Origin of the sequence: Micromonospora sp. NPDC049004, from assembly GCF_040649315.1 — a bacterium.
In the GTDB taxonomy this organism is placed as follows: domain Bacteria; phylum Actinomycetota; class Actinomycetes; order Mycobacteriales; family Micromonosporaceae; genus Micromonospora.
This window is the reverse complement of record NZ_JBEZFG010000010.1, coordinates 159720-181189: the sequence shown is the minus strand read 5'-3', so window position 1 is coordinate 181189 and position 21470 is coordinate 159720. Positions and strand designations below refer to the sequence as shown.

Sequence of the window (21470 nt, the reverse complement as noted above, 5' to 3'; positions counted from 1 at the left end):
CGGTGACCGTGGTGCGTGACGGAAAGCTGCGCGCGGCGGGGCTGCGTCTTGGCGACGCCATCGTCTACGACTGGGGATTTCACCTCGACAATCGACCGTACGAGCAGCGCAGCTTCGTACTGCTCGATGATGGGTTCCAGATCAATCAGCCGGTCCTGTTCCCACCCGAGCAGCGGGGCTGGTGGTACTGCGACCTGGTCCGAGTCATCGATCATGGGGACGTGGTCACTGTCGACGACCTGTGGATCGACGTGATCGTCGGACCCGGCGACCACCCCTACCGGGTCCTGGATCTCGACGAGTACGCCACGGCAGTGCAGGACGGCTCGCTCAGCGTCGGTGAGGCGACCGAGGGACTCGTCCGTACGCAGCGTTTCCTTGATCGACGTCTCAACCGACGGCACGACCCGCAGCGCTCCTGGCCGGACTTCCCACCGGCCAGTATCACCGACCTGCTGCACGCCGTATTTCCTCAAGACTGGTCCCTCATCGACGCCGGATGAAGGCCGGTCCCGCTCAGCTGAGCCGGCTGACAGCGGCGACGAGGATCGGGCTGGGTGTTCGCCGGGACGGGCGGCCAGGTCACGCCACGGCACGCCCGTCCACAGCTTCCACCAGATCCCGTTGACGACCTGGCTGATCCCCTAGGCGTAGCTGAACAGCGGCGGGAAGACGAGGACCACGATCCAGGCCCACGCGGCGTACACCGGCAGGTAGCCGGTCTGCCACCGCTCCAGGGCAGCGAAGGGCGTACGCCGACGGAGGAAGCTCAGCAGGAGCCACGCCGACCACGCGAGGTTGACCAGCAGGATCACGTTCTCGCCGAGCGCCGCCGCCCGGTTGGGGGTGCCGCCGTAGTTGTCGGTGATGCGCCCGGTGATCTCCACCAGCACCAGCACGTCGATGGCGAGCGCGCTGACCACGAGCGCGAGCTGGAGCTTGTCGAACGCGCCGGGCGGGGCCAGCGGATCGCGGGCCGAGAGCGAGTAGAGCAGCAGCCCCAGCACCACGACGAGCAGGAGGTCGAACAGGATCAGCGCCTCGCGCTCGACGTCGATGCCGTGGCTGGTCCAGACGACGGCGACGAGGAAGGCGAGCAGGGCGGCGGTGAAGAGCGGGGTGAACAGTCGCGTGAGGACCGGCGCGATGTTCTCGACGACGCTCTGCTTGGCCTCGACGAGCCACCCGGCCACCACGACCGCGGCCGCCGCGCCGCAGGGCAGGAGCCACTGCGAGACGAAAGCCTCCGGGACGATCCCGATGGCCGCGAAGGTGTTGAACAGGAACGCGGCGAGCACGCCACCGCCGAGGGCCATCAGCACGAAGTAGATGAACCACTCGCCGGTGAAGCGGATGAAGTCCATCCGTCGACGCGATGAGCGCCAGTCGTCGGCGACGTAGGCAAGACCGACCACGAGCCACAGCGCGATCGGCAGGTGGACGCTGGTGACGACAAAGGACTGCGAGTCGCCCGCCAGCGGGTAGACGTTGGCGGCCACCGCGCCGAGCACGAACAGCGCCACCAGCGCCACGATCACCGCCGGCCGGGCTCTGCGACGCCAGGCGAGGAACGCCGCCAGCCAGGGCAGCGCGAACAGGGTGAAGTTGCGCGTGTAGAACGAGCCGTCATCGTCGAAGGTCAGCCCGAACAGCTCCGGCACCTTGACCGACGCCACCGCGCCGGCCGCCGCGCCGAGCATCACCCACAGGTCCCGCCGGGAACGCGCCCCGGCGGCCGGAGCACCGGAGTCGCCGGTCAGCACGAGCTGCTTCCAGAGCCGTTCCGAATGCTCGCGGGCGAACTCGCGGGACAGCTCGTCGAGACTGCCCATGCGCTTGACCGCGACCAGGAACGCCTCGTCCGAGCTCAGACCCGCCGCGACGAGTTCGTCGACCGAGCCACGGAGGTGGTCTTCCAACTCGTCGGCGTCCACCGACTGCAGCTCCCGACGCCGGAGCACGTAGCGACGCCACTGCGCGAACTGCGCTTCCAGCTCCTCGGGCCCGTCGTGCGCCGTCATGCCAGGCCCTCCAGCGGACGCACGGTCAGCGGCGTACGGTCGTGCCAGATCTCCTTGAGCGCGCCCACGACGGTGTCCCACTGTCGGCGCTGCTCGGCCAGCTCGGCCAGGCCCCGGTCGGTGATCCGGTAGTACTTGCGTTTGCGCTCACCGGCGACCGACTGCCAGCTCGCCTCCACGTAGGCCAGACGCTCGAGCCGGTGCAGCAGCGGGTACAACAGCCCCTCGGTCCAGTCCAGCTGACCGCCGGACAGCTCGTTGATCCGCCGGAGGATGGCGTAGCCGTAGCTCTCCCCCTCGGCCAGGATGCCGAGCACCATCGGTGTCGCCGAAGCGGCCACCAGATCCTTAGCGACCTTCACGAGACCTCCCACCCAACCCTAGAAGTACGATGCATAGTACTGCTAGGTATTTCGCGAACGCAACGACTCCACGGCCCCGCCGGGGCAGGCGGAAAACCGCTGGGGCGTCGGTGGTCGAACCCGCGACAATTGCCGGCGTGCAGGAGATCGAGGTCGTCGTCGCCCACCAGGAGCGGGCGACCGTGCGCGTCGGCGACGTCTTCCTCAAGATCGACGCCGATCCGGATCACGCCGACGTCGAGGTGGCGGCGATGGCGATGGCGCCCGTGCCGACCCCGGAGGTCCTGTGGCACAACCCGCCAGTGCTCGCGCTCGCCGCCCTGCGCGGCAGGGCGCTCGGCCGCCTCGGCGAGCCGTCGACCGCACCGTCGACGGCGTGGGCCGCGGCGGGCGCCACCGTACGGGCGCTGCACGACGCGCCGCTGCCGCCCTGGCCCGGTCGGAGCCTCGACGAGCTGGCCACGCGGCTCGACCGCGAGTGCGCGTGGCTCGTCGCGAACGGAGTTCTCCCCACCGACCTGGTCACCCGCAACCGCCACGTCGCCGAGGCGGCGCTGCGGCAGTGGACACCCGTGTTCACGCACGGCGACCTGCAGGTCGCCCACGTGTTCGTCGACGGTGACGAGGTCACCGGCGTGCTCGACTGGTCCGAGGCGGGCCGGGGCGACGCCCTGTTCGACCTCGCCACGTTGACTCTCGGCCACGAGGAGCACCTGGTTGACGTCGTGGCCGGCTACGGCACCGACGTCGACCTCGACGTGATCCGGGCGTGGTGGTCGTGGCGCAGCCTGGTGGTGATCCGCTGGCTGGCCGAGCACGGCTTCGACCCGTCGGCGCCCGGCTGCGAGGTCGACGTGCTGCGGGCGCGGATGTGACGAGCGTCAGGGGATGAGTCGGTCCAGCAGCTCGAACCGCTCGTACGGCTGGTTGTAGTCCCCGAAGTGCCCGTCGTCGCGCACGATCTGGGTGCCGCCGAGCCGTTCGAACATGGCGCGTCCCTGGCAGTCGTCGCAGCCGTACGGATCCTCGCGGGAGTTGATGAAGAAGATGTCCCGCACGTGCGACCGGATCGCGGCCCAGTCGTAGCTCTCCTGGAGCACCGGTTCCTCGCTGGTGTTGGGCCGGGTGCAGTAGCCGGCGACCAGGATCGCCTGGGCGACGGTCACCTCGACATGCTCCAGGAGCGCCAGCAGCAGGGCCGCGCCGCCGGAGTGGCCCACCAGGACGGTGTCCTCGTCGAAGCGGTGCCCGTCGAGCACTGTCGGCAGGAACGTCGCGATCGGCTCGACGTTGATGCCCGGAAGGTGCGGGATCTCGACGGAGTAGCCCCGAGCCTCCAGCCGCTGCGCCAACCAGCGGTACCACACCACGTCCGGGTTGCCGCCGGTCCCGTGGAAGATGATCGCGCTGCGCCCCATCGTGCCCCTTCCGCATCGACGTCGTGATCAAACCACGCGACCGGCAGATGCACGAGAGGGGTTCCCGGTCGCCGGTACGCGTCAGTCGTACAGCGCCGACACCCACAGGTGGGTGAGCGTGTCGACCAGCACCGCCCGGTCGTCGAACGGCGGCACCCCGCACGCGGCCAGGTAGTAGAGCCGCTCGCCGGTCCAGGTCAGCGATGCGGCGAGCGCCTGCACGTCGACACCGTCGAGCCGGGCCGCGACGGCGGGGTTTGCCCGCCGATCGGCCTCGATCCGCGCGATCGTGGCGTCGGTGAACGTCTCCATCTGGCCCAGCCACAGCTCGCGCAGCTGCGGGTCGGACGCCCAGGTCTCCACGATCGCGCGCAGCACGGCGGCATTGGCGAGCCAGAGTTCGGCACCGGCGTCGATACCCGCTCGCAGCGTCTCGCGCGGGTCGGCCGTCGCCTGCACCCACGGTTGGGCGGCCTCGTGGCCGGCACCGACCGCCCGACGTACGAGCTCGGCCAGCACCGCCTGCTTGCCGGCGAAGTAGAAGTAGAAGCTGGCCCGCGAGACGCCTGCGGCGGTGATGATGTCGGCCACGCTCAGCGTGTCGAAGGTGCGCTCGCGGAGCAGTTCGCGAAGGGCGGTCAAGACACGTTCCCGCAGCTCGGCGCGGCTCTGCTGAGGTTCGTCACGTCGGGCCATCACGTGTCGCAGCGTACCGCGTGGTACGTCTGGACACGCTGACCAGACACGGCGTATGGTCGGGCGATGACCGAGGTTGCGGACCGCACCGCGCAGTTCCTTGACCCGCCCGGGCACCGCTGGGCACCCCACCGACACCTGCACGACGTCTCCGGCGACGAGCTGGCCGGGCAGCCGGCGGAGGTGTTCGCGTGAAGTACACGACGTTCGGGCGGACCGGGCTGCGAGTGTCCGAGTTGGTACTCGGCGCGATGACGTTCGGTGAACAGGGTGGCGTCGGTGCGCCGGTCGAGGAGTGCCGACGCATCCTCGACATCTACGCCGAGGCCGGCGGCAACATCGTGGACACCGCCATCAACTACCGCGGTGGCGCCAGCGAGGAGATGCTGGGCGAGCTGCTCGCCGGGCGACGCGACAGGTTCGTCGTGGCCACGAAGTACACGGTGACCCGTGATCCGGCCGACCCCAACGGCGGCGGCAGTCACCGCAAGAACCTCAGGCTGTCGCTGGAGACAAGCCTGCGCCGGCTGCGCACCGACCACATCGACGTCTACTGGGTGCACATCTGGGACCAGCGCACGCCCATCGACGAGACCATCCGGGCGCTCGACGACGCGGTCACCGCCGGCAAGGTTCTTCATGTCGGGGTGTCGGACACCCCTGCCTGGGTGGTCTCCCGCGCGAACACGTTGGCCGAGTGGCGCGGCTGGACCCCGTTCGCCGGCCTGCAGGTGCCGTACAGCCTCATCAACCGCGACGCCGAGCGGGAACTGTTGCCGATGGCCGAGGCGTACGGCATGACAGTGACGGCCTGGAGCCCGCTCGGCGGCGGCGTGCTCTCTGGCAAGTACAACGCCGGCGCACCGCAGGAGAGGACGCGGCTGAGCCGGGACACGATCGGCGACCGCGACCTCACTGTGGCGCGGGTCGTGCAGGAGGTCGCCGGTGAGCTGGGCGTCACCCCGGCGCAGGTGGCCCTCGCCTGGACCCGCCAACGCAGCGGCGTGCTGCCGATCATCGGTGCGCGGACCGTGGAACAACTCCGGGACAACCTGGGCTGCACCGCGGTCACGCTGCCACCGGAACTGGCCCTGCGGCTGGAGACGGCGACCGGGTTCAGTCTCGGCTTCCCGGCCGACTTCATCGCCGAGACCAGACAGTGGGTGCTCGGCGCCGCCGCGTGACCCCTGTGGCGCAGGCCAGCGACAAAGGCGTCCGGGCCGGTGGCGATCGACATGGGCACGCGCCGTCATCTGCCGCGAACGGCACTCCGGGATAGCCTTGGCGCATATGGCTACCTATCGCAGCGCCTCAGTGCTTCTCTCCTCGGACGGCACCAGGACCCCTGGCACCGCCGCCCTCTTCGCCGAGCCCGCCCGCAAAGGTGGGACCCGGCCGTGGGCAGGCGACTTCCGGCCCGCCAACAGCGCCGGCAATGGCCCCAAGAACGCGGTCGGCAAGACCTTCACGTTGGAGCTGCCCGACGGCAGCACCGGCAAGGTCGTGGTCCAGAGCCTCAAGAGCGGAAGGGGTGGCGTCGTACTGGCGCTGATGGGCGAGGACACACCACCCTTCTGAGCGAAACTGATCTCCGGCCGGCCGCCGGTCGGAGATCGCCGCCGGGTGAGCCTGCTCGGCTCAGTCGAGTGTTACCACCCAGCGGGCGCCCTCGCCCCGCGCCAACCGGTCGAACGCGGCGGGCGCCTCGTCCAGCCCGACCGTGCCACTGACCAGCACGCCCAGATCCAGTGCGCCCTCGGCCAGCTCGGTGGCCAGCACCGGCACCTCACGGTCCGGGTCGGACGAGCCGTACACCGAGGAGCGCAGCGTCCGGGCGGAGTGGAAGATGTCGAGCGCGCCGAGGCTGACCATGTCGTCCTTCGCGCCCATGCCGACCACGGTGACCGCTCCCCCGCGCCGGGTGAGACGCCACGCCGCCCGGATCGTGGCGGCCCGCCCGACGCACTCGAAGGCGTGGTCGACGCCGCGGCCCTCGGTGCGCGCCCGCACCTCCTTGGAGAGCCGGTCGTCGGAGAGCAGGAAGTCGGTGGCTCCGGCGGCGAGGGCCAGGTCCCGCTTCGCCTCGGCCACGTCGACGGCGAGGATCGTCGTCGCGCCGGCCCGGCGGGCGGCGGCGAGAACGGCGAGCCCGACCCCACCGAGCCCGATGACGGCGACCGACTCGCCGGGCGCGACCCGAGCGGTGTTGCCGACCGCGCCGACGCCCGTGAGCACCGCGCAGCCGAGCAGCGCCGCCTGCTCGGCGGGCAACCCGGCCGGGATCGGCACGACGGCGCTCTCGGGCACCACCACCGCCTCGGCAAGCGCGCCGAGACCCAGCGTGAGGTGCAGCGGGACACCGTCCTCGGTCTCGCCGCGCGCCACGGTCGGGGCGGTGTTGGCGGCGCAGAGCCAGGGTTCGTCGTGCCGGCACCACCAGCAGGCCCGGCAGGCGGGCGCCCAGTTGAGCACCACAGGCGTGCCGACGGGCAGCCGGGTGCCCGGCCCTGCCTCGGCCACCACGCCGGTCGCCTCGTGCCCGAGCACCAGCGGGAACGTCGCGGCCAGGGTGCCGTTGACCATGGACAGGTCGGAGTGGCAGACGCCGGCCGCCCGGATCGTCACCCGCACCTCGCCGGGGCCGGGCGCGGGCAGGCGTACCCGCTCGACCCGCAGTTCGGCCCCGCGCCCGCGCGCGACAAGCGCGCGGACGGTGACCGACCCGCCGGCCTGCTCGGCACCCACCGCCGACCCGCCCGCCAGCTCGGCACCCACTCCCGGCCCGCTCGCCGGCTCGGTGCCGCTCATCGCTGGATCGCCTTCAGCTCGCAGAACTCGGCGAGCCCGTGCACGCCCAGCTCCCGGCCCAGGCCGGACTGCTTGTAGCCGCCGAAGGGCGCGAGTGGGTTGAACGCCGCGCCGTTGATGTCGACCGCCCCGGTGCGCAGCCGCCGCGCCACCGCGAGCGCCGCCTCCGGGTCGGCGGACCACACCGCGCCGGCCAGCCCGTAGCGCGAGTTGTTGGCGATGGCGACGGCCTCGTCGGTGTCGTCGAACGGGAGAACGGCGAGCACCGGGCCGAAGACCTCCTCCTGGGCGAGCGCGCTGTCCGGGTGCACGTCGGCGAAGACGGTCGGGGCGACGAAGTGCCCCCGAGCCGGCACCGGGGCGTCCGGGCCACCGGCGACCAGGCGGGCGCCGTCGGCGAGGGCCCGCTCGACGTGGCCGCGCACCCGCGTCGCCTGGGCGGCGGAGACCAGGGGGCCGAGGCGGATGGCCGGGTCGAACGGATCGCCGACGCGGTAGCCGGCCACAGTCGTCGCGACCAGGTCGAGCGCCTCGGCGTACCGGTCGCGGTGCACCAGCATCCGGGTCCACGCCGTGCAGGTCTGGCCGGAGTTCATCAGGGCGTTGCCGACGCCGACCTTGACCGCGGTGGCCAGATCGGCGTCGTCGAGGATCACGTTCGCGGACTTGCCGCCCAGCTCCAGCGCGACCCGGGCGATGCGGTCGGCGGCGAGTCGCATGATCCGGGTGCCGGTGGCAGTGGAGCCGGTGAACGAGACCAGGTCGACGTCGGGGTGCCCGGCGAGCGCCTCGCCGACCGTCGCGCCGGTGCCGGGGACCAGGTTGAGCACCCCCGGCGGCAGACCGGCCTCGGTGACCGCGTCGAAGAGCAGGTACGCGGTCAGCGGGGTCAGCTCGCTGGGCTTGAGCACTACCGTGCAGCCGGCGGCGAGCGCGGGCGCGACCTTCGCCATCACCTGGTGCAGGGGGTAGTTCCACGGGGTGATCGCGCCGACCACGCCGATCGGCTCGCGTACGACCAGGGAGTTGCCGATGGTCTCCTCGACCGGCGGGCGGGCGGCGAGCGCCACGTGGTCGCGCAGCACGATCAGCGGCAGCGCGACCTGCACGCGGGTGGCGAGCTTGAGCGGGGCGCCCAGCTCGACGGCGATGGTGCGGGCGAGGTCGTCGGCGCGCGTCGCGAGCGCGGCGTGCAGCCGGTCGAGGTACGCGGAGCGTTCGGCGGGCGCGGTGGCCGCCCAACCGGGAAAGGCGGCGCGGGCGGCGGCGACGGCGGCGTCCACATCGGCCGCGGTGCCGGCGGGCACCTGACCGATCAGCTTGCCGGTGCTCGGGTTCTCCACGTCGATCACGTCGGTGCCGGCGGGAGACGTCCACTCGCCGCCGATGTGCAGGTGGCGCCGGAGGCGCAGGGCGTCGGGCAGCAGCGACGGCGGGGCGGCGAGGTCCATGGCGTCCCTTCCGGGGTGGGCGACGGGCGGAGGCGACAGGGGTCGCGGCGGGCGGTGAAACTAGCGCTGGGAGTTTGGACGCTACCCGCTGGGCCGCCCGGACTCCACCGCCCCGACGGTGCGGGCGTACTCGGCGGCCAGCCCGTGCAGCAGCGCGTCCAGGCCGAGGGCGAAGGCGCCCTCGTCCACGCTCTGCTGGTGCTCGGCGAGCCGGTGCGCCTGACGCAGGTGCGGGTAGTGCGCGGCGTACAGCTCGGGGTCCTCGACGAAGCCGCGGGCGAACGAGCCGAGCGCCGAGCCGGCCACGAAGTAGCGCAGCGCCGCGCCGATGTGGGTGGCGCGGGCCGGTGGCCACCCGGCGCGGACCAGGCCGCCGTAGACCGCGTCGGCCATGGCGAGGGCGGCCGGCCGGCGGCCCGGACCCTGCGCGAGGTACGGCACGATGTTCGGGTGCGCGGTGAGCGCCCGCCGGTACGACCAGGCCCAGTCGCGCAGCGCGCCGGCCCAGTCCCGGCCGGTGAAGCCGCTGGTGTCGACGGCGCCGGTGACCGCGTCGGCGACCGCGTCGAGGATCTCGTCCTTGGTGGCGAAGTGGTTGTACAGCGACGGGCCCTGCACGCCCAGCGCGGCGGCGAGTCGACGGGTGGAGAGCGCGGGCAGACCCTCGGCGTCGATGAGCGCCGTGGCGGTGTCGACGATCAGCTGCCGGGTGAGCCGGGGCTGGCGGGGTCGGGGCACTGCGCTCCTCGCGAGTCGGCGGCACAGGGGTCTGGACGCATCAAAACTTACACCGCTAGTTTAGGGGTGACCGGCCGCGCCGACGCCAGGAGGACCACCGTGGACTTTTCGCTCACCGACGAGGAGCGGGCGGTGCGGGACACCGTCCGGTCGTTCATCCGCCGCGAGGTGATGCCCCTGGAGGCGGAGGTGCTGCGCCGCGAGCGGGCGCACCAGCCGGGCCTGGACCACTCCGAGGTGCGCGAGCTGCAACTCAAGGCGCGCAAGTTCGGCTTCTGGGGCCTGGCGACCCCCGAGGAGTACGGCGGGATGAACCTGCCGGCCGTTCTGCAGTCGTTGATCTGGACGGAGCTGGGCCACACGTTCGTGCCGTTCCGCTTCGGCGGCGAGGCGGACAACATCCTGTTCCACGCCACCGAGGAGCAGAAGCAGGAATTCCTCATCCCGACGATCGAGGGTGAGCGGCGGTCCTGCTTCGCGATCACCGAACCGGGCGCCGGCTCGGACGCCGCCAACATCCGGCTCTCCGCGCGCCGCGACGGCGACGACTGGATCCTCGACGGCGAGAAGACCTTCATCACCGGCGGCCACGACGCCGACTTCGCCATCGTCGTCGCGGTGACCGACCGGGAGAAGGGCGCCCGCAACGGCGGCGCGACAGCGTTCCTGGTGGACCGGTCGATGGGCTGGCGCTCGGAGTTCATCCAGACCATGGGCGAGGGCGGGCCCGCGTCGCTGATCTTCGACGGCGTACGCGTGCCGCACCGCAACATCCTCGGCGAGATCGGGCAGGGCTTCACGCTCGGCATGGAGTGGATCGGCAAGGGCCGCTACACCATCCCGTCGCACGCCATCGGCATCGCCGAGCGGGTGCTGCAGATGGCGATCGACCACGCCAACACCCGCGAGACGTTCGGCGCGAAGATCGGCACCAACCAGGCCATCCAGTGGATGATCGCCGACTCGGAGACCGAGCTGGAGGCGGCCCGCTGGCTGGTGCTGCGCTCGGCGTGGACCGTCGATCAGGGCCTGGACCCCCGGCACGCCTCGTCGATGGGCAAGCTCTACGGCGCCGGGATGGTCAACCGGGTCGTCGACCGGGTGCTCCAGATCCACGGCGGCATGGGCTACACCCGGGAGCTGCCCATCGAACGCTGGTACCGGCAGGTCCGGCTCTACCGCATCTTCGAGGGCACCGACGAGATGCAGCGGCTGATCATCTCCCGTGACCTGCTGCGCGGGTACACGAAGATCGGCGGCCACCTGGCCTGAGCCGCGTCACCCCGCCAGCGCCTCCAGGGCGGCGTCCACATCGGCCTCTGTGGAGTAGAGGTGGAACGAGGCGCGGACCCGCCCGGCGCGCACCGCCGCCCGGATGCCGGCCGCCGCGAGACGCTGCTCCGCGCCGGCCACGTCGACGGCGACGATGGCGCTGTCCCCCGGTGGCCGGCCCAGGCCGGTCAGGAACCGGTTGGCCAGCGCCACGTCGTGCTCCTGGATCGCCGGCACGCCGATCTCGGCGATCAGCTCCATCGCCGGCGCGGCGCCGACCCAGCTGAACCAGGCCGGAGAGATGTCGAACCGGCGGGCGTCATCGGCCAGCCGCAGCGGCGGGCCGTAGTAGGAGGCGTACGGGTCGCGGCCCGCGTACCAACCGGCCGCGTCCGGGCGCAGCCGCTCGCGCAGCGCGGGGGCGAGATAGGTGTACGCGGTGCCGCGCGGGTTCATCAGCCACTTGTAGCCGCCGACCGACACCACGTCGGCCCGGCTGCCGTCGAACGGCAGCCATCCGCACGCCTGGGTCGCGTCCACCACCACCAGCGCGTCGTGCGCGCGGGCCGCGGCCACGATCTCGTCGTACGCGGCGACGGAGCCGTCGGCCGACTGCACCAGGCTGAACGCGACGAGGTAGGTGTCGGCGTCGATCGCGTCGACCAGCCGGTCCGCCGGCACCGTGCGGACCGTGACACCGCGCTCCTCCTGCACCAGCCAGGGAAACAGGTTCGAGGTGAACTCTTCCTCCGGAACGACAACTGTGGCGCCGGCCGGCAGGGACGCCGCCACCGGCGCGAGCATCTGGGAGACTGTCGCGCCGACCGCCACGTCGGTGGCCGGCACGCCGATCAGGCCGGCGAACGCGCTGCGGGAGCGCTGCACCGACTCGCCCCAGCCCTCCCACGACGTGCTGCCCACCCGCCAGGCGGCCAGGGCGTCCTGCAACGCCGTCCAGGCCGGCTCGGGCGGCAACCCGTAGGAGGCCGTGTTCAACCAGCCGGGCTCCGGCTTCCACAACTGCTGTGCCTGCGCGATCTCCATGCCGGCGACGTTAGACGGGCTCGTCACGCAGGGGCACGGCCAATCGGAGTCCTGCGGCCTGTGGGCGCCCGGCGGGGATCTGCGGGCTGTGCCCGGCACCCGGCGCTCGCCACCCGGAGCGACGTCACCGACGCTGATCCGCGCCCGGTGGGTGGATCCGGATGAGGCTGTCGGCGAGGCCGGCCAGCCATCGGTCGACCTCCACCAGGTGCCGCACCGCCGAGGCGTCGGCCGTGCCGAGCAGCGGACGGACCCGGTCCACCTCGTCGACACAGTCGCCCGGGGTCGGCACCGGACCCGCGGCGCGGCCCTGCGCCACCTCGCCGGCCAGTTCGTCGTACGCCGACCGCAGGTGCCCGGCCGCGTCCCGCAGCAGCACCGCCGCCGCCGGCCAGCCGGCGAGGCAGCCGGGCGGGTTGCGGCGCAGCAGCGACTCGGCGCCGGGCACCACGTGCTGCCCGGCGCCCAGGGCGGCGTCCCAGTCCACGCGTGCGCGCCGCGGGTCGTGGCGCTCCGAGTGGTACTGGCAGTAGGACGAGTCGACCAGGACCATCCGCTGGCGGACCCGATCGAGGTCGTCCTCGGGCGGCGGCGCATTGCCGAGCACCGCCTCCACGGTCCGCTCGACCGCGTCCCCGCTGGCCGTCAGGTAACGCGCGGCGTTGTGGCGCAGGTCGTGGCTCGCGCCGCGCGGCCACATGGCGACGCCGGCGAGCACACCGATCACCGCGCCGAGCCCGACGTCGACAAGCCGCGCCTCGGCGAGCCGCCAGCCCTCGGGGCTGAGCTGGCTGAACACGACCGTCAGCAGCAGGGTGAACAGCGCCTGCTGCCACACCGGGCCCAACAGGCGACCGACACCGAACGCCAGCAGCAGCGTGACCGGCAGCACGACGGCGTACACGATGGGCTGCTCGATGAGCAGCACCAGCAGGCCGCTGACGACGACGCCCGCGATCGTGCCGAACACGGCGGGCCGCAGGGCGGTGCGGGTGTCGGCGGCCGAGGTCCGCAGGACCGTGAGAGTTGCCAGGAGCACCCAGAAACCGTGGTTGAGCTGCAACACCCCGGCGGCCACCCGGGCGACCGACAGCGCCACGGCCAGCCGCAGTGCGCTGTGCAGGTGGGCCGAGCGGGGGGCCAGGTGGGAGCGGAACTGCCACCAGTACAGCGTCCACGGGCTGTGTCGCGCGTACTCGAAGAGCTTGGGGTACGCCTCGCCCCCGGCGGGCCGGGCCCCGACGGCGACCCGGGCGCCGACGGCGAAGACCCGCACGTGGTCGGCGAGGGCCAGCGCCGTCGCGTCCCGGCACATCCGGGGTACGTCCGGCGCGTCGGCGCCACCGCCTCGTCCGACCGGGTACGCGGCCTCGGCCGCGCGGATCGCGACGTCCAGACCGGTGAGGTCGACCGGCGGCGCACCCGGCGACAGGCTCCGGCCGGCGGCCCGGATCGTGTCGGCGCAGGTGCGCAGCAGCCGCGCCGCCGCCAGATCCCCGATCGGCTCCGGCGGGGCGTCCCCCGCGAGCCGGTCCGCCTCGACGAGCACCTCCCGCAGCGCGGTCGCCGAGATCCGCAGCGCCCGGTCCTGGGCGCCCGCCGCCGTCGGCGCCCGCTCCGGCGGGTTGCGGCCCAGACCGAGCGGGGCCACCAGGTCGTACGCCCGTGCACGCCGGCGGTCCCGACCACCGGGACCGGCGTGCGGGTCGGTCAGCGCGTCGGCGGCGTCGTCGAGGAACGCCCCGACACCGTCGGCCGCCCGGGTGAGCATCTGCCGGAAGGTGACCGGCACCGGATCGGGCCAGAGCAGCACCTCGGCCGCGGCGAGCAGCAGGACCGCGAGCGTGACCCCGCCCAGGCGCTGCGGCAGGGTGTCCGGTTGGTACGGCGGAAAGGACGCCAGGATGTAGAAGAGCTGGAACGCGCTGGCCAGACCCACCAGGCGCGGATTACCGACCCCCGCGAACGCCACGACGAACCCGATGACAAGCATCCCGCCGGCCGCCGCCCACGTGCTCCACGCCAACAGCGTGCCGGCCGCGATCAGCGCCCAGACCGCCGGCAGCGACATGACGAGGATCCGCGCCCGCTGCGCCGCCGGACCGGGCAACTGCGCGAACGACCCGGCGGCGATCGTGCCGAACAGCCCGTACGTGGCGAGCACCGGGCTGCCCGCCCCGTACCGGCAGGCGTAGAAGACGACTGACGCGATGAGCGTCAGGCGCACCGCGCGCCGCAGGACGGCGTCGCCCGGGTCACGGCGGCGCAGCCGGCCAAGGAGGCTGGTTGCGAGCACGCCTGCTCCCCCGGTTCGTCGCGGCACCCCTTCCCGACCCACCATTGTTCTCCGGGCCGCCCGGGGGCGGCGCGTTTCGCGACTTCATCACCGCTGCGAGGGCCGCCAGCCGACAGCGCTACACGGCGGTGCGTCGCCATTGCTGGCTGGCGCCGGTGCCGCACGTCCACTGCACGGCCTGGGCACCATCCGCGGTGGCGGCGTTCAGCACGTCGAGGCACTTCCCGCTGTGGCGGGCCACGAGCCTGACGTAGCCGGTTCCGAGGTCCTCGACACGCCACTGCTGGTTGGTGCCGCCGTTGCAGGTCCACTGGATCACGCGGACGCCGTCGGCTGTCGCACCCGCGCCGCCGTACACGTCGAGACACTTGCCGCTGCTGACGCTTGTCACCGTCGCGTAGCCGCCGCCGGCGTCGGAGAACCGCCACCGCTGGTTGGCCTGCCCGTTCGCGCCCCACTGGACGACGTTCGCGCCGTCGGCGGTGGACGCGTTGAAGACGTCCAGGAGCTTGCCGCTGTGCCGCGCGGCCACCGTGTAGGTGGTCGGCGTGGGGGCGGTGGTCAGCGGTGCCACGCGGTACAGGCCGCTGCCGTGGGCGGGGATGGAGCGGGTGAGGGTGCCGGTGACGGTGCCGAGACCGGCGCCGGTCCACAGGTCGGTGACGGTGGCCGAGCCGATGCCCAGATCGGCCAGGTTCACCGAGACGTTGGCGGTCGCGCTCTCGCGGTTGAACAGCGCCACGTACCGGTGGTCGGTGCCGGGAACGTCGGCGGTCCACACCTGCCGGGTGCCGCCGACGAGCTGCCGGTTGTTGGCGCTGTTCTGGTCGACGGCGAGCACCGCCGCGTTGGTCATCAACGCCAGCTCGGCGGCACGGTTCTCGACCAGGTTGCCGCCCCACATCAGCGGCGCCCGGTTGATCGCCCACAGGGTCATCAGCGTGCGCTGCTCGTCGGCGGTGAGCCCGGAGTAGCGGGGGGCGCCAACCGGGCCGTACTTCGACAGCCGCCCGATCGGGATCATGTCCGGGTCGGGCCAGGCGCCTGTCGTCCGGTACGGTGTCCAGTTGCGCAGCTGGTCGAACAGCGCGTCGAGCGACGACCAGTTGTCCCACAGGTCGTTGACGATGCGCCACATGTGCGCGTTGTCCCGGACGTGGCCGCCACTGGCCAGCGGTGTCGCGCCGGGCGAGAGGCTCAGCACCATCGGCCGTCCGCTGTGCTGGATCGCCGTCCGGTAGCCCTCGACCTCGGCCTGCCGGTACGTCGGGGCCGCGATGTCGTCCACCTTCACGTAGTCGACACCCCAGCTGGCCAGGAGCTGGAAGACCGAGTCGAGGTACGCCTGCGCGCAGGCGTTGGACATGTTCAGACCCCACATCAGGTTGAGCCAGGCCGCGGTGGTGCTGTTGTTGATCTGGTTGGCGCGGCAGGTGGTGCCGAGGATGGGCACGTTGTCCGCGACCGCCTGCCGAGGGATGCCGCGCATCAAGTGGACGCCGAACTTCAGTCCCTGGTCGTGCACGTAGTCGGCGAGAGGCTTGAACCCGTTGCCGCCCGCCGCCGAGGGAAACCGGGTGGTGTCCGGCAGCAGCCGTCCGTTGGCGTCCATCCGCAGCCGGGGATTGAGGTTGGCGTCCTGGTTGGGGCTGTTGTTGTGCTGCCCCGGGTAGTACCAGGCCCAGTCGATGACGACGTACTGCCAGCCGTGCTGGCGCAGGTTGTCGCGCATGTAGTCGGCGTTGGCCCGCACGTCCGCCTCGGTGACGCTCCAGTTGAACGAGTCGTAGCTGTTCCAGCCCATCGGCGGGGTGTTCGCCGTGCCGTTGTCCCACGCCACGGCGGGCTTCGGGGAGATGACGGTGAGGCCGACGGCGACCAGCACGACCAGGACCGTGAGCCCGGCCATCCGCCAAGTGGTGGAACGCGCGAGGACGAGCGTCATCGGACCTCCCGACAGACAGTGGTGGTTGTCGATGTTAACGCTCACACATTACCTGTCAAGTCCGCCGAGAACACCTGACGGCCTTGATCAAGGGACTACCGCGTCGGCTGCACGCCATGTCGACGTGCTGGTGAGCGGTATACCGCAGAGGTATGAATATGACTCTGCGGTATACCGCTCACTACCGAATCCCCCCCACCGGGGATGACCGACGGTGACCGCCGGCGGCGCCCACCGCCCCAGCCAGTGGGAGCAGGTCACTGTCACGACACGACCGGCGCAACCGCAACCGATCCTCAAGGGTCGCCGACCCGATCCAGGCATGCCGATGGTACGTATGGCGCGTGACCTACTTCGCGGACCTGACGCCGTACACGTACCTGGAGCGGCACGAGGACGAGCCAGGGGCAGCCGACGAGCCGTGGCCAGACCTGCCGCGGCTCAACGTCGGTTGGCTGGATGCCGCGCATCCGTACCCGACCGGCGCTGCCCCGGACTGGTTGATGCCCGCTCTGACGGCACTGGCCAAGGCGCGGGTCCGCCAGACACGCGGGTACCACTACTGCGAAATCTGCATCCGGGACCTGGGCGGGGACGCCAGGGAAGCCATCCGGCAGGGCGTGATCGCCCGCGAGAGCGCCGAATTCGAGGTCCGGGGCGACGGCGTCGTGTACGCCGCACCCCAGCTCCTGCTCCACTACGTCGCCGCCCACGAATACCTGCCACCAGCCGAGTTCTGCACGGCGGCGCTGGGAGCAACGAGCTGACGCATCGACGCGTCACACGAGCCGTCGGATGCGGACCTTCGGGCGCTCGTTGCGCAGGTGGCCCTGCTTGTGCTGGCGGACCTGCTCGTCCCAGACCGCCTGGTCGTAGCCGGGATCGGGCGGGATCCACCTGTGCGACCCGTCGCTGTAGTGGTACATCTCGTCTCCGGGCCGAAGGATGCTCACCGCACCCAGCCCAGAAAGCGCCGGTGCAGTGCCTCTACCGGTGCCCAGGTCAGGTCGGCTGAGGCGCGGACCAGTTGCGCTCCCATGTAGATGGCAAGCGACAGCGAAGCCCCATCGAACTCGGCGCTCAGTTCACGCCGTCGGGGCGGACACGGCCACGGCGCATCGCACGCCCCGCAACTCCAGATCGGTAGCACCGGCCCGTGCATGCTCGGCGTTGACCTCCGCATCTGATCCTGCCGCGACGTGCTGGTGTTCCGGCGCTCCCGGTCGCCGTTCACTGTTGCTCCCTCGGCCAGTGGCCTCGGCTGATCGGGATGCGGTGCCGATTCCGGCAGGGGAGGTTTGCGCCGCACCGGCATGTCCATCGCCATCTACGCCAGGACCACACCGGGCGGTGCCGCCGGGCCAGGGTCATCGCAACCGCTGACAGGTACTGGTCGTAGGAAACTCGTTGCCTTGGTAGTGAGGTGTTCTTCATCGATGTCTCCGTTGGCCGGGTCGGGCAGCACGACATGACCGACCCACTGAGGCGGGGCCGGTTACGGAACGTCCGGTACCTATGACGCTACGATCACTAGGGCGTCGGCTGGACTCACCAGCAGTACGAGTGAGCAGGCCAGGCCATGTCGGTCCACGCAGACGCCGGGACTGGAACGTCGACCAACGGTCAACGTAGGGATGTCGGGATGGCGACCCAGGGGCACGCGCACTGCCGACGCGGCGGCGTAACCGGATATCTGCTGAAGCTGATCCGCGAATCCATCCCCGCGACTCAGGAGCACCTTGCGGTCGAGTTGGGTGTGGAGAGGGCAACAGTCCAGAGTTGGGAATCGGGACGGCGGCCCTTCACCTCAGTCGCGTTCGGCCAGGCAATCGCGATCCGCCAGAAACTGACCACGCTCGGTGCCAACGCCGTCCTGTTGGACGCTCTCGACGATGCCGCCGAGGCCGACTTCATCCTGGCTGCGGTGCTCGATACCCACGCCGAACGGAGCGACGTCAACCAGCAGCCGCTGGGCTGGTCAGTACTTACCCAGCGCCTGACCGACCTCGTCCTCTGGGCGGTGATCGGGCAACCACCGCCGTTTCTGCGAGACCTCGCGCTCCGCGGCTGTCGGCGTGGACCGGTGGCCGCCGGCCCGCTGATACCCGTGGAAGAACGCGCCGCCTTCTTCACGCACCTCCGCGTCCTCGCTGAGCGCGCCGTCAGCCGTCGCGACCCCAACGTCGTACTCCATCGGCAGGCGTGCTTCCTGGCCGGCACGGACCCCACGGGCACGTCTGCGGCCTGGCTGACGCAGCACAACGCGAAGAACAGCCGTCCACCCACCAGGTTTCACACGTGGACACCGCTGTGGCCCGATGCCCGCTCATTGGCGACGTCTCTTGCGAATCAGGGCGATCCCGAGCCGCTACGACACTTCATCGCCCGCGCACACCCCGACGACGCCTGCGAACGCGCCGCCCTGAACTACTCGGCCTACTGGGTCGGCGAGATCCCGTACCGCCAGCGCGACGATTCCTTCATGCCGACAGCGCTCTCCGACTGGCGGGGCTTTCGACTCCTGCGACACCTGGTCGAACGCCTGGACGGCAGCCGCGCCTTCGTGGACCTCAACATTCACAACACCTGGGCACTGCTGACCGCCCGACGCCAACTCGCGCTCGACCACCCCGCAGTCGGCCGATCACTCATCGAACGGAGTGCTGCCCTCCTCGACGGCCGCTCGATCTCAGAGCAGTCCCGAAGAGAATTAACGTCTATCGTCTACAGCCTGCGCACCGACGGACTTACCGGCACAGGGACGGGCAGATGAGCGACGACCACGACGACGCCACCGGCGCCATGAACTTCATCTTCGAGGCAGGCGTCCTCAAGCGTGCAGCTCGCACCGGCTGGTGGTTCGCTGGCGTCAGGCACCCCGAGTCCATTGCCGAGCATTCGTTTCGCACGGCCCTCATCGGCATGATGCTTGCTGCGATGGAAGGGGCCGACCCAGCCCGGGTGTCGATGATGTGCGTCCTGCACGACACCCAGGAAACCCGAATCACTGACATACCCCACATCGCGAAGCGCTACCTCAGCGCAGCGCCGAACACCGCTGTCACCGCCGACCAGGTCGCCGACTGCCCGCCCGCCGTCGCCGACACGATCACGGCTGCGGTCACCGAGTACGAGGCCCAGGAAACTCTGGAAGCCATCGTCGCCCGCGACGCCGACAAGCTGGAATGCCTTGTTCAAGCTGTCGAGTATCGCCATCAGGGCATCGACAACGTCCAACGCTGGATCGACAGCTCGCGTGGGGCCCTCAAGACGACCTCCGCTCAACGCCTCGCCGACGCCGCTCTCGCAGGGCAACCGCTCGCCTGGCTCGCCCCTCCCCCACCGCAGCCATAGAGGCACCATGGTCCTGGGCGCCCGCCCACAACTCCCGCGTGCTTGTCGGGCAATCAACCGAAGCACCGCAATCACCGTTTTGGCCCCAACGATCTCGCCTCACGTCACGAGTTCTCGCGCTTCACCGGCAACCCATAACCGTGCACCGAGCCTGAGTACTCTCTGCGGACGTGAAGGATCATGAGCAGTACGTGCGGTACCAAGAGGACCGAATCGTGCTGGCGGCGATCGGAGCTCATCTCGAAACTCAGACCAGTCGGATCAGCGTGCGGTTACCCCAGCCTGTGGCTGATTCCGCGGTCAGCGCCTGGGAGCGCGAGGAACTGGGTGGGATCAGTGAGGAGACATGCGAAGAGCACGACCTGCGCAACGATGCCGCAGAGTTGGCTCTGATCGGCCTGGCGATCAACTCTCGCGGTGTTCCTGACGGCGAGGAAGTCGTCGTCGATCTGGATGTCATCCAGGTCGCGGCGGCGTTGCAGGCGGCACGTGATCGAGGGTGATCGGGCCGGCGCGCTGCCGGCGCCTCTCGGCGGTGATCGACACGAGTTCAGCGAAATCGGGGGGTCCGCCGCGTTCGGATACCCCGGTTTCGCCGAACTCGTGTCGATCAAGGCGCCGATCCCGTGTCGATCACGCTCGTGACCGGGTCAGGCGGGGACGCCGGCAGGCGCGGACGCCTCGTCGGGGCGTGCCGGCGACTCGTCCTCGTCGTGGTCGTCGAGCATCGTGGCCTCGTCGAACGGGTCGTCGCCGCGCAGCACTCCGGCCGCCCGGTCCCGGTCGAACTCACCGGTCCAGGTGCCCACCAGGACTGTCGCCACCGCGTTGCCGGCGAAGTTGGTCAGCGCACGGGCCTCCGACATGAACCGGTCGATGCCCACGATCAGGCCGACGCCGTCCACCAGGTCCGGGCGGTGCGACTGGAGCCCGCCGGCCAGGGTCGCGATGCCCGCGCCGGTAACGCCCGCCGCGCCCTTCGAGGCGATGATCATGAACAGCAGCAGCGAGATCTGCTCGCCGATGGAGAGCGGGTTGCCGAGCGCGTCGGCGATGAACAGCGACGCCATCGTCAGGTAGATCGCCGTGCCGTCGAGGTTGAACGAGTACCCGGTCGGCACCGTGATGCCCACGACCGGCTTGCTCACGCCGAAGTGCTCCATCTTGGCGATCAGCCGCGGCAGCGCCGACTCCGACGAGGACGTCGACAGGATCAGCAGGAACTCCCGGCCCAGGTACCGCAGCAGCGAGAAGATCGAGATCCGGGCCACGAACCACAGCAGCGCGCCCAGGACGACCAGCACGAAGATCAGACAGGTCGCGTAGAAGCCGAGCATGATCTGGGCGAGGCTCTTGAGGGCGTCCACGCCTGTCGCGCCGACGACGGCGGCCATCGCGCCGAACGCGCCGACCGGCGCCAGCCACATGATCATGGCAAGGACCTTGAAGACGACCCGCTGGATGACGGCGATCGCGCCGAGCACGGGCTCACCGCGCCGGCCCATCGCCTGCACGGCGAAGCCGACGAGCAGGGCCACCAGCAGCGTCTGGAGCACCTCCCCCTCGGTGAGCGCGGAGAAGAGCGTGGTCGGGATGATCCCGAGCAGGAACTCCGTCGTACCGCCGGCCTCGTCTCCGGCGGCGGCCTTGCCCGCGCCTGCGAGGTCCTGGCCGAGGTCCAGGCCGGAGCCGGGGTGGATGAGGTTGCCGACGACCAGACCGATGGCGAGCGCGACGGTCGACATGGTCAGGAAGTAGCCCAGCGCCAGGCCGCCGACCTTGCCGACCTTCGCGGCCTGCCGGACGGAGCCGACGCCCAGCACGATCGTGCAGAAGATGACCGGGCTGATCATCATCTTGATCAGGTTGACGAAGCCCGTGCCGATCGGCTTGAGTTCCTTGCCGAAATCGGGGGCGACCAGGCCGACCACGATGCCGGCGAGCACGGCCACGATGACGGCCAGGTACAGGTAACGGGTACGGTCCCGGCGGGCCGACGGCTCCGCCGTGGTGGTGGATGCGGTGGTGTCCATGTCGACAATGTGAAGCGCGTCTCACCCGTTGA

At 71.0% G+C, this 21470-nt stretch carries 22 protein-coding genes; 10 read left to right on the top strand and 12 right to left on the bottom strand.

Going from position 1 to position 21470, the window contains the following annotated elements; translation table 11 throughout:
* The first annotated feature begins 11 nt into the window (after positions 1-11).
* On the top strand, positions 12-503 hold the full coding sequence (locus tag AB0B97_RS27285; protein ID WP_357497612.1) for a DUF402 domain-containing protein: 492 nt from the start codon (positions 12-14) through the stop codon (positions 501-503).
* 141 nt (positions 504-644) lie between these two features.
* Here AB0B97_RS27285 and AB0B97_RS27280 read toward each other — a convergent pair whose 3' ends face one another.
* The gene (locus AB0B97_RS27280) at positions 645-2021 is read right to left on the bottom strand and encodes a permease prefix domain 1-containing protein (RefSeq protein ID WP_357497610.1); all 1377 of its coding nucleotides are present in this window, start codon (positions 2019-2021) and stop codon (positions 645-647) included.
* Entirely contained in the window at positions 2018-2383 is a 366-nt protein-coding gene (locus AB0B97_RS27275) for a PadR family transcriptional regulator (protein ID WP_357497608.1), read from the bottom strand. The genes AB0B97_RS27280 and AB0B97_RS27275 overlap by 4 nt, the downstream gene beginning before the upstream one ends.
* A 137-nt stretch (positions 2384-2520) precedes the next feature.
* Here AB0B97_RS27275 and AB0B97_RS27270 point away from each other — a divergent pair, with 137 nt between their 5' ends.
* Positions 2521-3258: an aminoglycoside phosphotransferase family protein gene (locus AB0B97_RS27270; protein WP_357497606.1), complete on the top strand. Its 738-nt coding sequence runs from the start codon at positions 2521-2523 to the stop codon at positions 3256-3258.
* Positions 3259-3264: 6 nt separating this feature from the next.
* Here AB0B97_RS27270 and AB0B97_RS27265 read toward each other — a convergent pair whose 3' ends face one another.
* Together AB0B97_RS27265 and AB0B97_RS27260 are read right to left on the bottom strand one after the other, a co-directional pair.
* Complete coding sequence (locus tag AB0B97_RS27265) at positions 3265-3801, bottom strand: alpha/beta hydrolase (protein WP_357497604.1); 537 nt, start codon at positions 3799-3801, stop codon at positions 3265-3267.
* Between the two features lie 81 nt (positions 3802-3882).
* Positions 3883-4497: a TetR/AcrR family transcriptional regulator gene (locus AB0B97_RS27260; RefSeq protein ID WP_357497813.1), complete on the bottom strand. Its 615-nt coding sequence runs from the start codon at positions 4495-4497 to the stop codon at positions 3883-3885.
* Between the two features lie 66 nt (positions 4498-4563).
* On the opposite strand from AB0B97_RS27260, the gene AB0B97_RS27255 reads away from it, so the two are divergent.
* The 3 genes from AB0B97_RS27255 to AB0B97_RS27245 all read left to right on the top strand — a co-directional run bounded on the left by AB0B97_RS27255 (position 4564) and on the right by AB0B97_RS27245 (position 6075).
* A complete protein-coding gene (locus tag AB0B97_RS27255; RefSeq protein ID WP_357497602.1) occupies positions 4564-4692 on the top strand; it encodes a hypothetical protein in 129 nt (42 codons plus the stop codon).
* On the top strand, positions 4689-5681 hold the full coding sequence (locus AB0B97_RS27250; RefSeq protein WP_357497600.1) for an aldo/keto reductase: 993 nt from the start codon (positions 4689-4691) through the stop codon (positions 5679-5681). Before AB0B97_RS27255 ends, AB0B97_RS27250 begins: the two co-directional genes overlap by 4 nt.
* 106 nt (positions 5682-5787) lie before the next feature.
* The gene (locus AB0B97_RS27245) at positions 5788-6075 is read left to right on the top strand and encodes a hypothetical protein (RefSeq protein WP_234583533.1); all 288 of its coding nucleotides are present in this window, start codon (positions 5788-5790) and stop codon (positions 6073-6075) included.
* 60 nt (positions 6076-6135) lie between these two features.
* On the opposite strand, the gene AB0B97_RS27240 is transcribed toward AB0B97_RS27245, so the two are convergent.
* The 3 genes from AB0B97_RS27240 to AB0B97_RS27230 all read right to left on the bottom strand — a co-directional run bounded on the left by AB0B97_RS27240 (position 6136) and on the right by AB0B97_RS27230 (position 9494).
* Positions 6136-7305: a zinc-binding dehydrogenase gene (locus AB0B97_RS27240; RefSeq protein WP_357497598.1), complete on the bottom strand. Its 1170-nt coding sequence runs from the start codon at positions 7303-7305 to the stop codon at positions 6136-6138.
* Complete coding sequence (locus AB0B97_RS27235) at positions 7302-8756, bottom strand: aldehyde dehydrogenase family protein (protein WP_357497597.1); 1455 nt, start codon at positions 8754-8756, stop codon at positions 7302-7304. The genes AB0B97_RS27240 and AB0B97_RS27235 overlap by 4 nt, the downstream gene beginning before the upstream one ends.
* An 81-nt stretch (positions 8757-8837) precedes the next feature.
* On the bottom strand, positions 8838-9494 hold the full coding sequence (locus AB0B97_RS27230) for a TetR/AcrR family transcriptional regulator C-terminal domain-containing protein (protein WP_357497595.1): 657 nt from the start codon (positions 9492-9494) through the stop codon (positions 8838-8840).
* Positions 9495-9593: 99 nt separating this feature from the next.
* On the opposite strand from AB0B97_RS27230, the gene AB0B97_RS27225 reads away from it, so the two are divergent.
* On the top strand, positions 9594-10766 hold the full coding sequence (locus tag AB0B97_RS27225) for an acyl-CoA dehydrogenase family protein (RefSeq protein ID WP_357497593.1): 1173 nt from the start codon (positions 9594-9596) through the stop codon (positions 10764-10766).
* Positions 10767-10772: 6 nt separating this feature from the next.
* On the opposite strand, the gene AB0B97_RS27220 is transcribed toward AB0B97_RS27225, so the two are convergent.
* From AB0B97_RS27220 to AB0B97_RS27210, 3 genes are all read right to left on the bottom strand, one after another.
* Positions 10773-11810, bottom strand: a complete 1038-nt coding sequence (locus AB0B97_RS27220; protein WP_357497591.1) for an aminotransferase class V-fold PLP-dependent enzyme — start codon at positions 11808-11810, stop codon at positions 10773-10775.
* Positions 11811-11934: 124 nt separating this feature from the next.
* Positions 11935-14106 (bottom strand): FUSC family protein, encoded by a 2172-nt coding sequence (locus tag AB0B97_RS27215; protein WP_357497589.1) that lies wholly within the window; start codon positions 14104-14106, stop codon positions 11935-11937.
* A 118-nt stretch (positions 14107-14224) separates the two neighbouring features.
* Complete coding sequence (locus AB0B97_RS27210) at positions 14225-16051, bottom strand: alpha-galactosidase (protein WP_357497587.1); 1827 nt, start codon at positions 16049-16051, stop codon at positions 14225-14227.
* 344 nt (positions 16052-16395) lie between these two features.
* Here AB0B97_RS27210 and AB0B97_RS27205 point away from each other — a divergent pair, with 344 nt between their 5' ends.
* The gene (locus AB0B97_RS27205; protein ID WP_357497585.1) at positions 16396-16818 is read left to right on the top strand and encodes a hypothetical protein; all 423 of its coding nucleotides are present in this window, start codon (positions 16396-16398) and stop codon (positions 16816-16818) included.
* Between the two features lie 12 nt (positions 16819-16830).
* Here the strand turns inward: AB0B97_RS27205 and AB0B97_RS27200 are convergent, their stop codons facing one another.
* Positions 16831-17004 carry a hypothetical protein gene (locus tag AB0B97_RS27200; RefSeq protein WP_357497583.1) on the bottom strand — a complete coding sequence of 58 codons (174 nt, stop codon included), beginning with the start codon at positions 17002-17004 and terminating at the stop codon, positions 16831-16833.
* Between the two features lie 689 nt (positions 17005-17693).
* On the opposite strand from AB0B97_RS27200, the gene AB0B97_RS27195 reads away from it, so the two are divergent.
* From AB0B97_RS27195 to AB0B97_RS27185, 3 genes are all read left to right on the top strand, one after another.
* Positions 17694-18824 carry a helix-turn-helix transcriptional regulator gene (locus tag AB0B97_RS27195; protein ID WP_357497581.1) on the top strand — a complete coding sequence of 377 codons (1131 nt, stop codon included), beginning with the start codon at positions 17694-17696 and terminating at the stop codon, positions 18822-18824.
* Positions 18821-19405, top strand: a complete 585-nt coding sequence (locus AB0B97_RS27190; RefSeq protein ID WP_357497579.1) for an HD domain-containing protein — start codon at positions 18821-18823, stop codon at positions 19403-19405. Before AB0B97_RS27195 ends, AB0B97_RS27190 begins: the two co-directional genes overlap by 4 nt.
* A 170-nt stretch (positions 19406-19575) precedes the next feature.
* Positions 19576-19908: a hypothetical protein gene (locus AB0B97_RS27185; RefSeq protein WP_357497577.1), complete on the top strand. Its 333-nt coding sequence runs from the start codon at positions 19576-19578 to the stop codon at positions 19906-19908.
* A gap of 147 nt (positions 19909-20055) precedes the next feature.
* Here AB0B97_RS27185 and AB0B97_RS27180 read toward each other — a convergent pair whose 3' ends face one another.
* Positions 20056-21438 carry a cation:dicarboxylase symporter family transporter gene (locus AB0B97_RS27180; RefSeq protein WP_234583548.1) on the bottom strand — a complete coding sequence of 461 codons (1383 nt, stop codon included), beginning with the start codon at positions 21436-21438 and terminating at the stop codon, positions 20056-20058.
* Positions 21439-21470 lie beyond the last annotated feature (32 nt).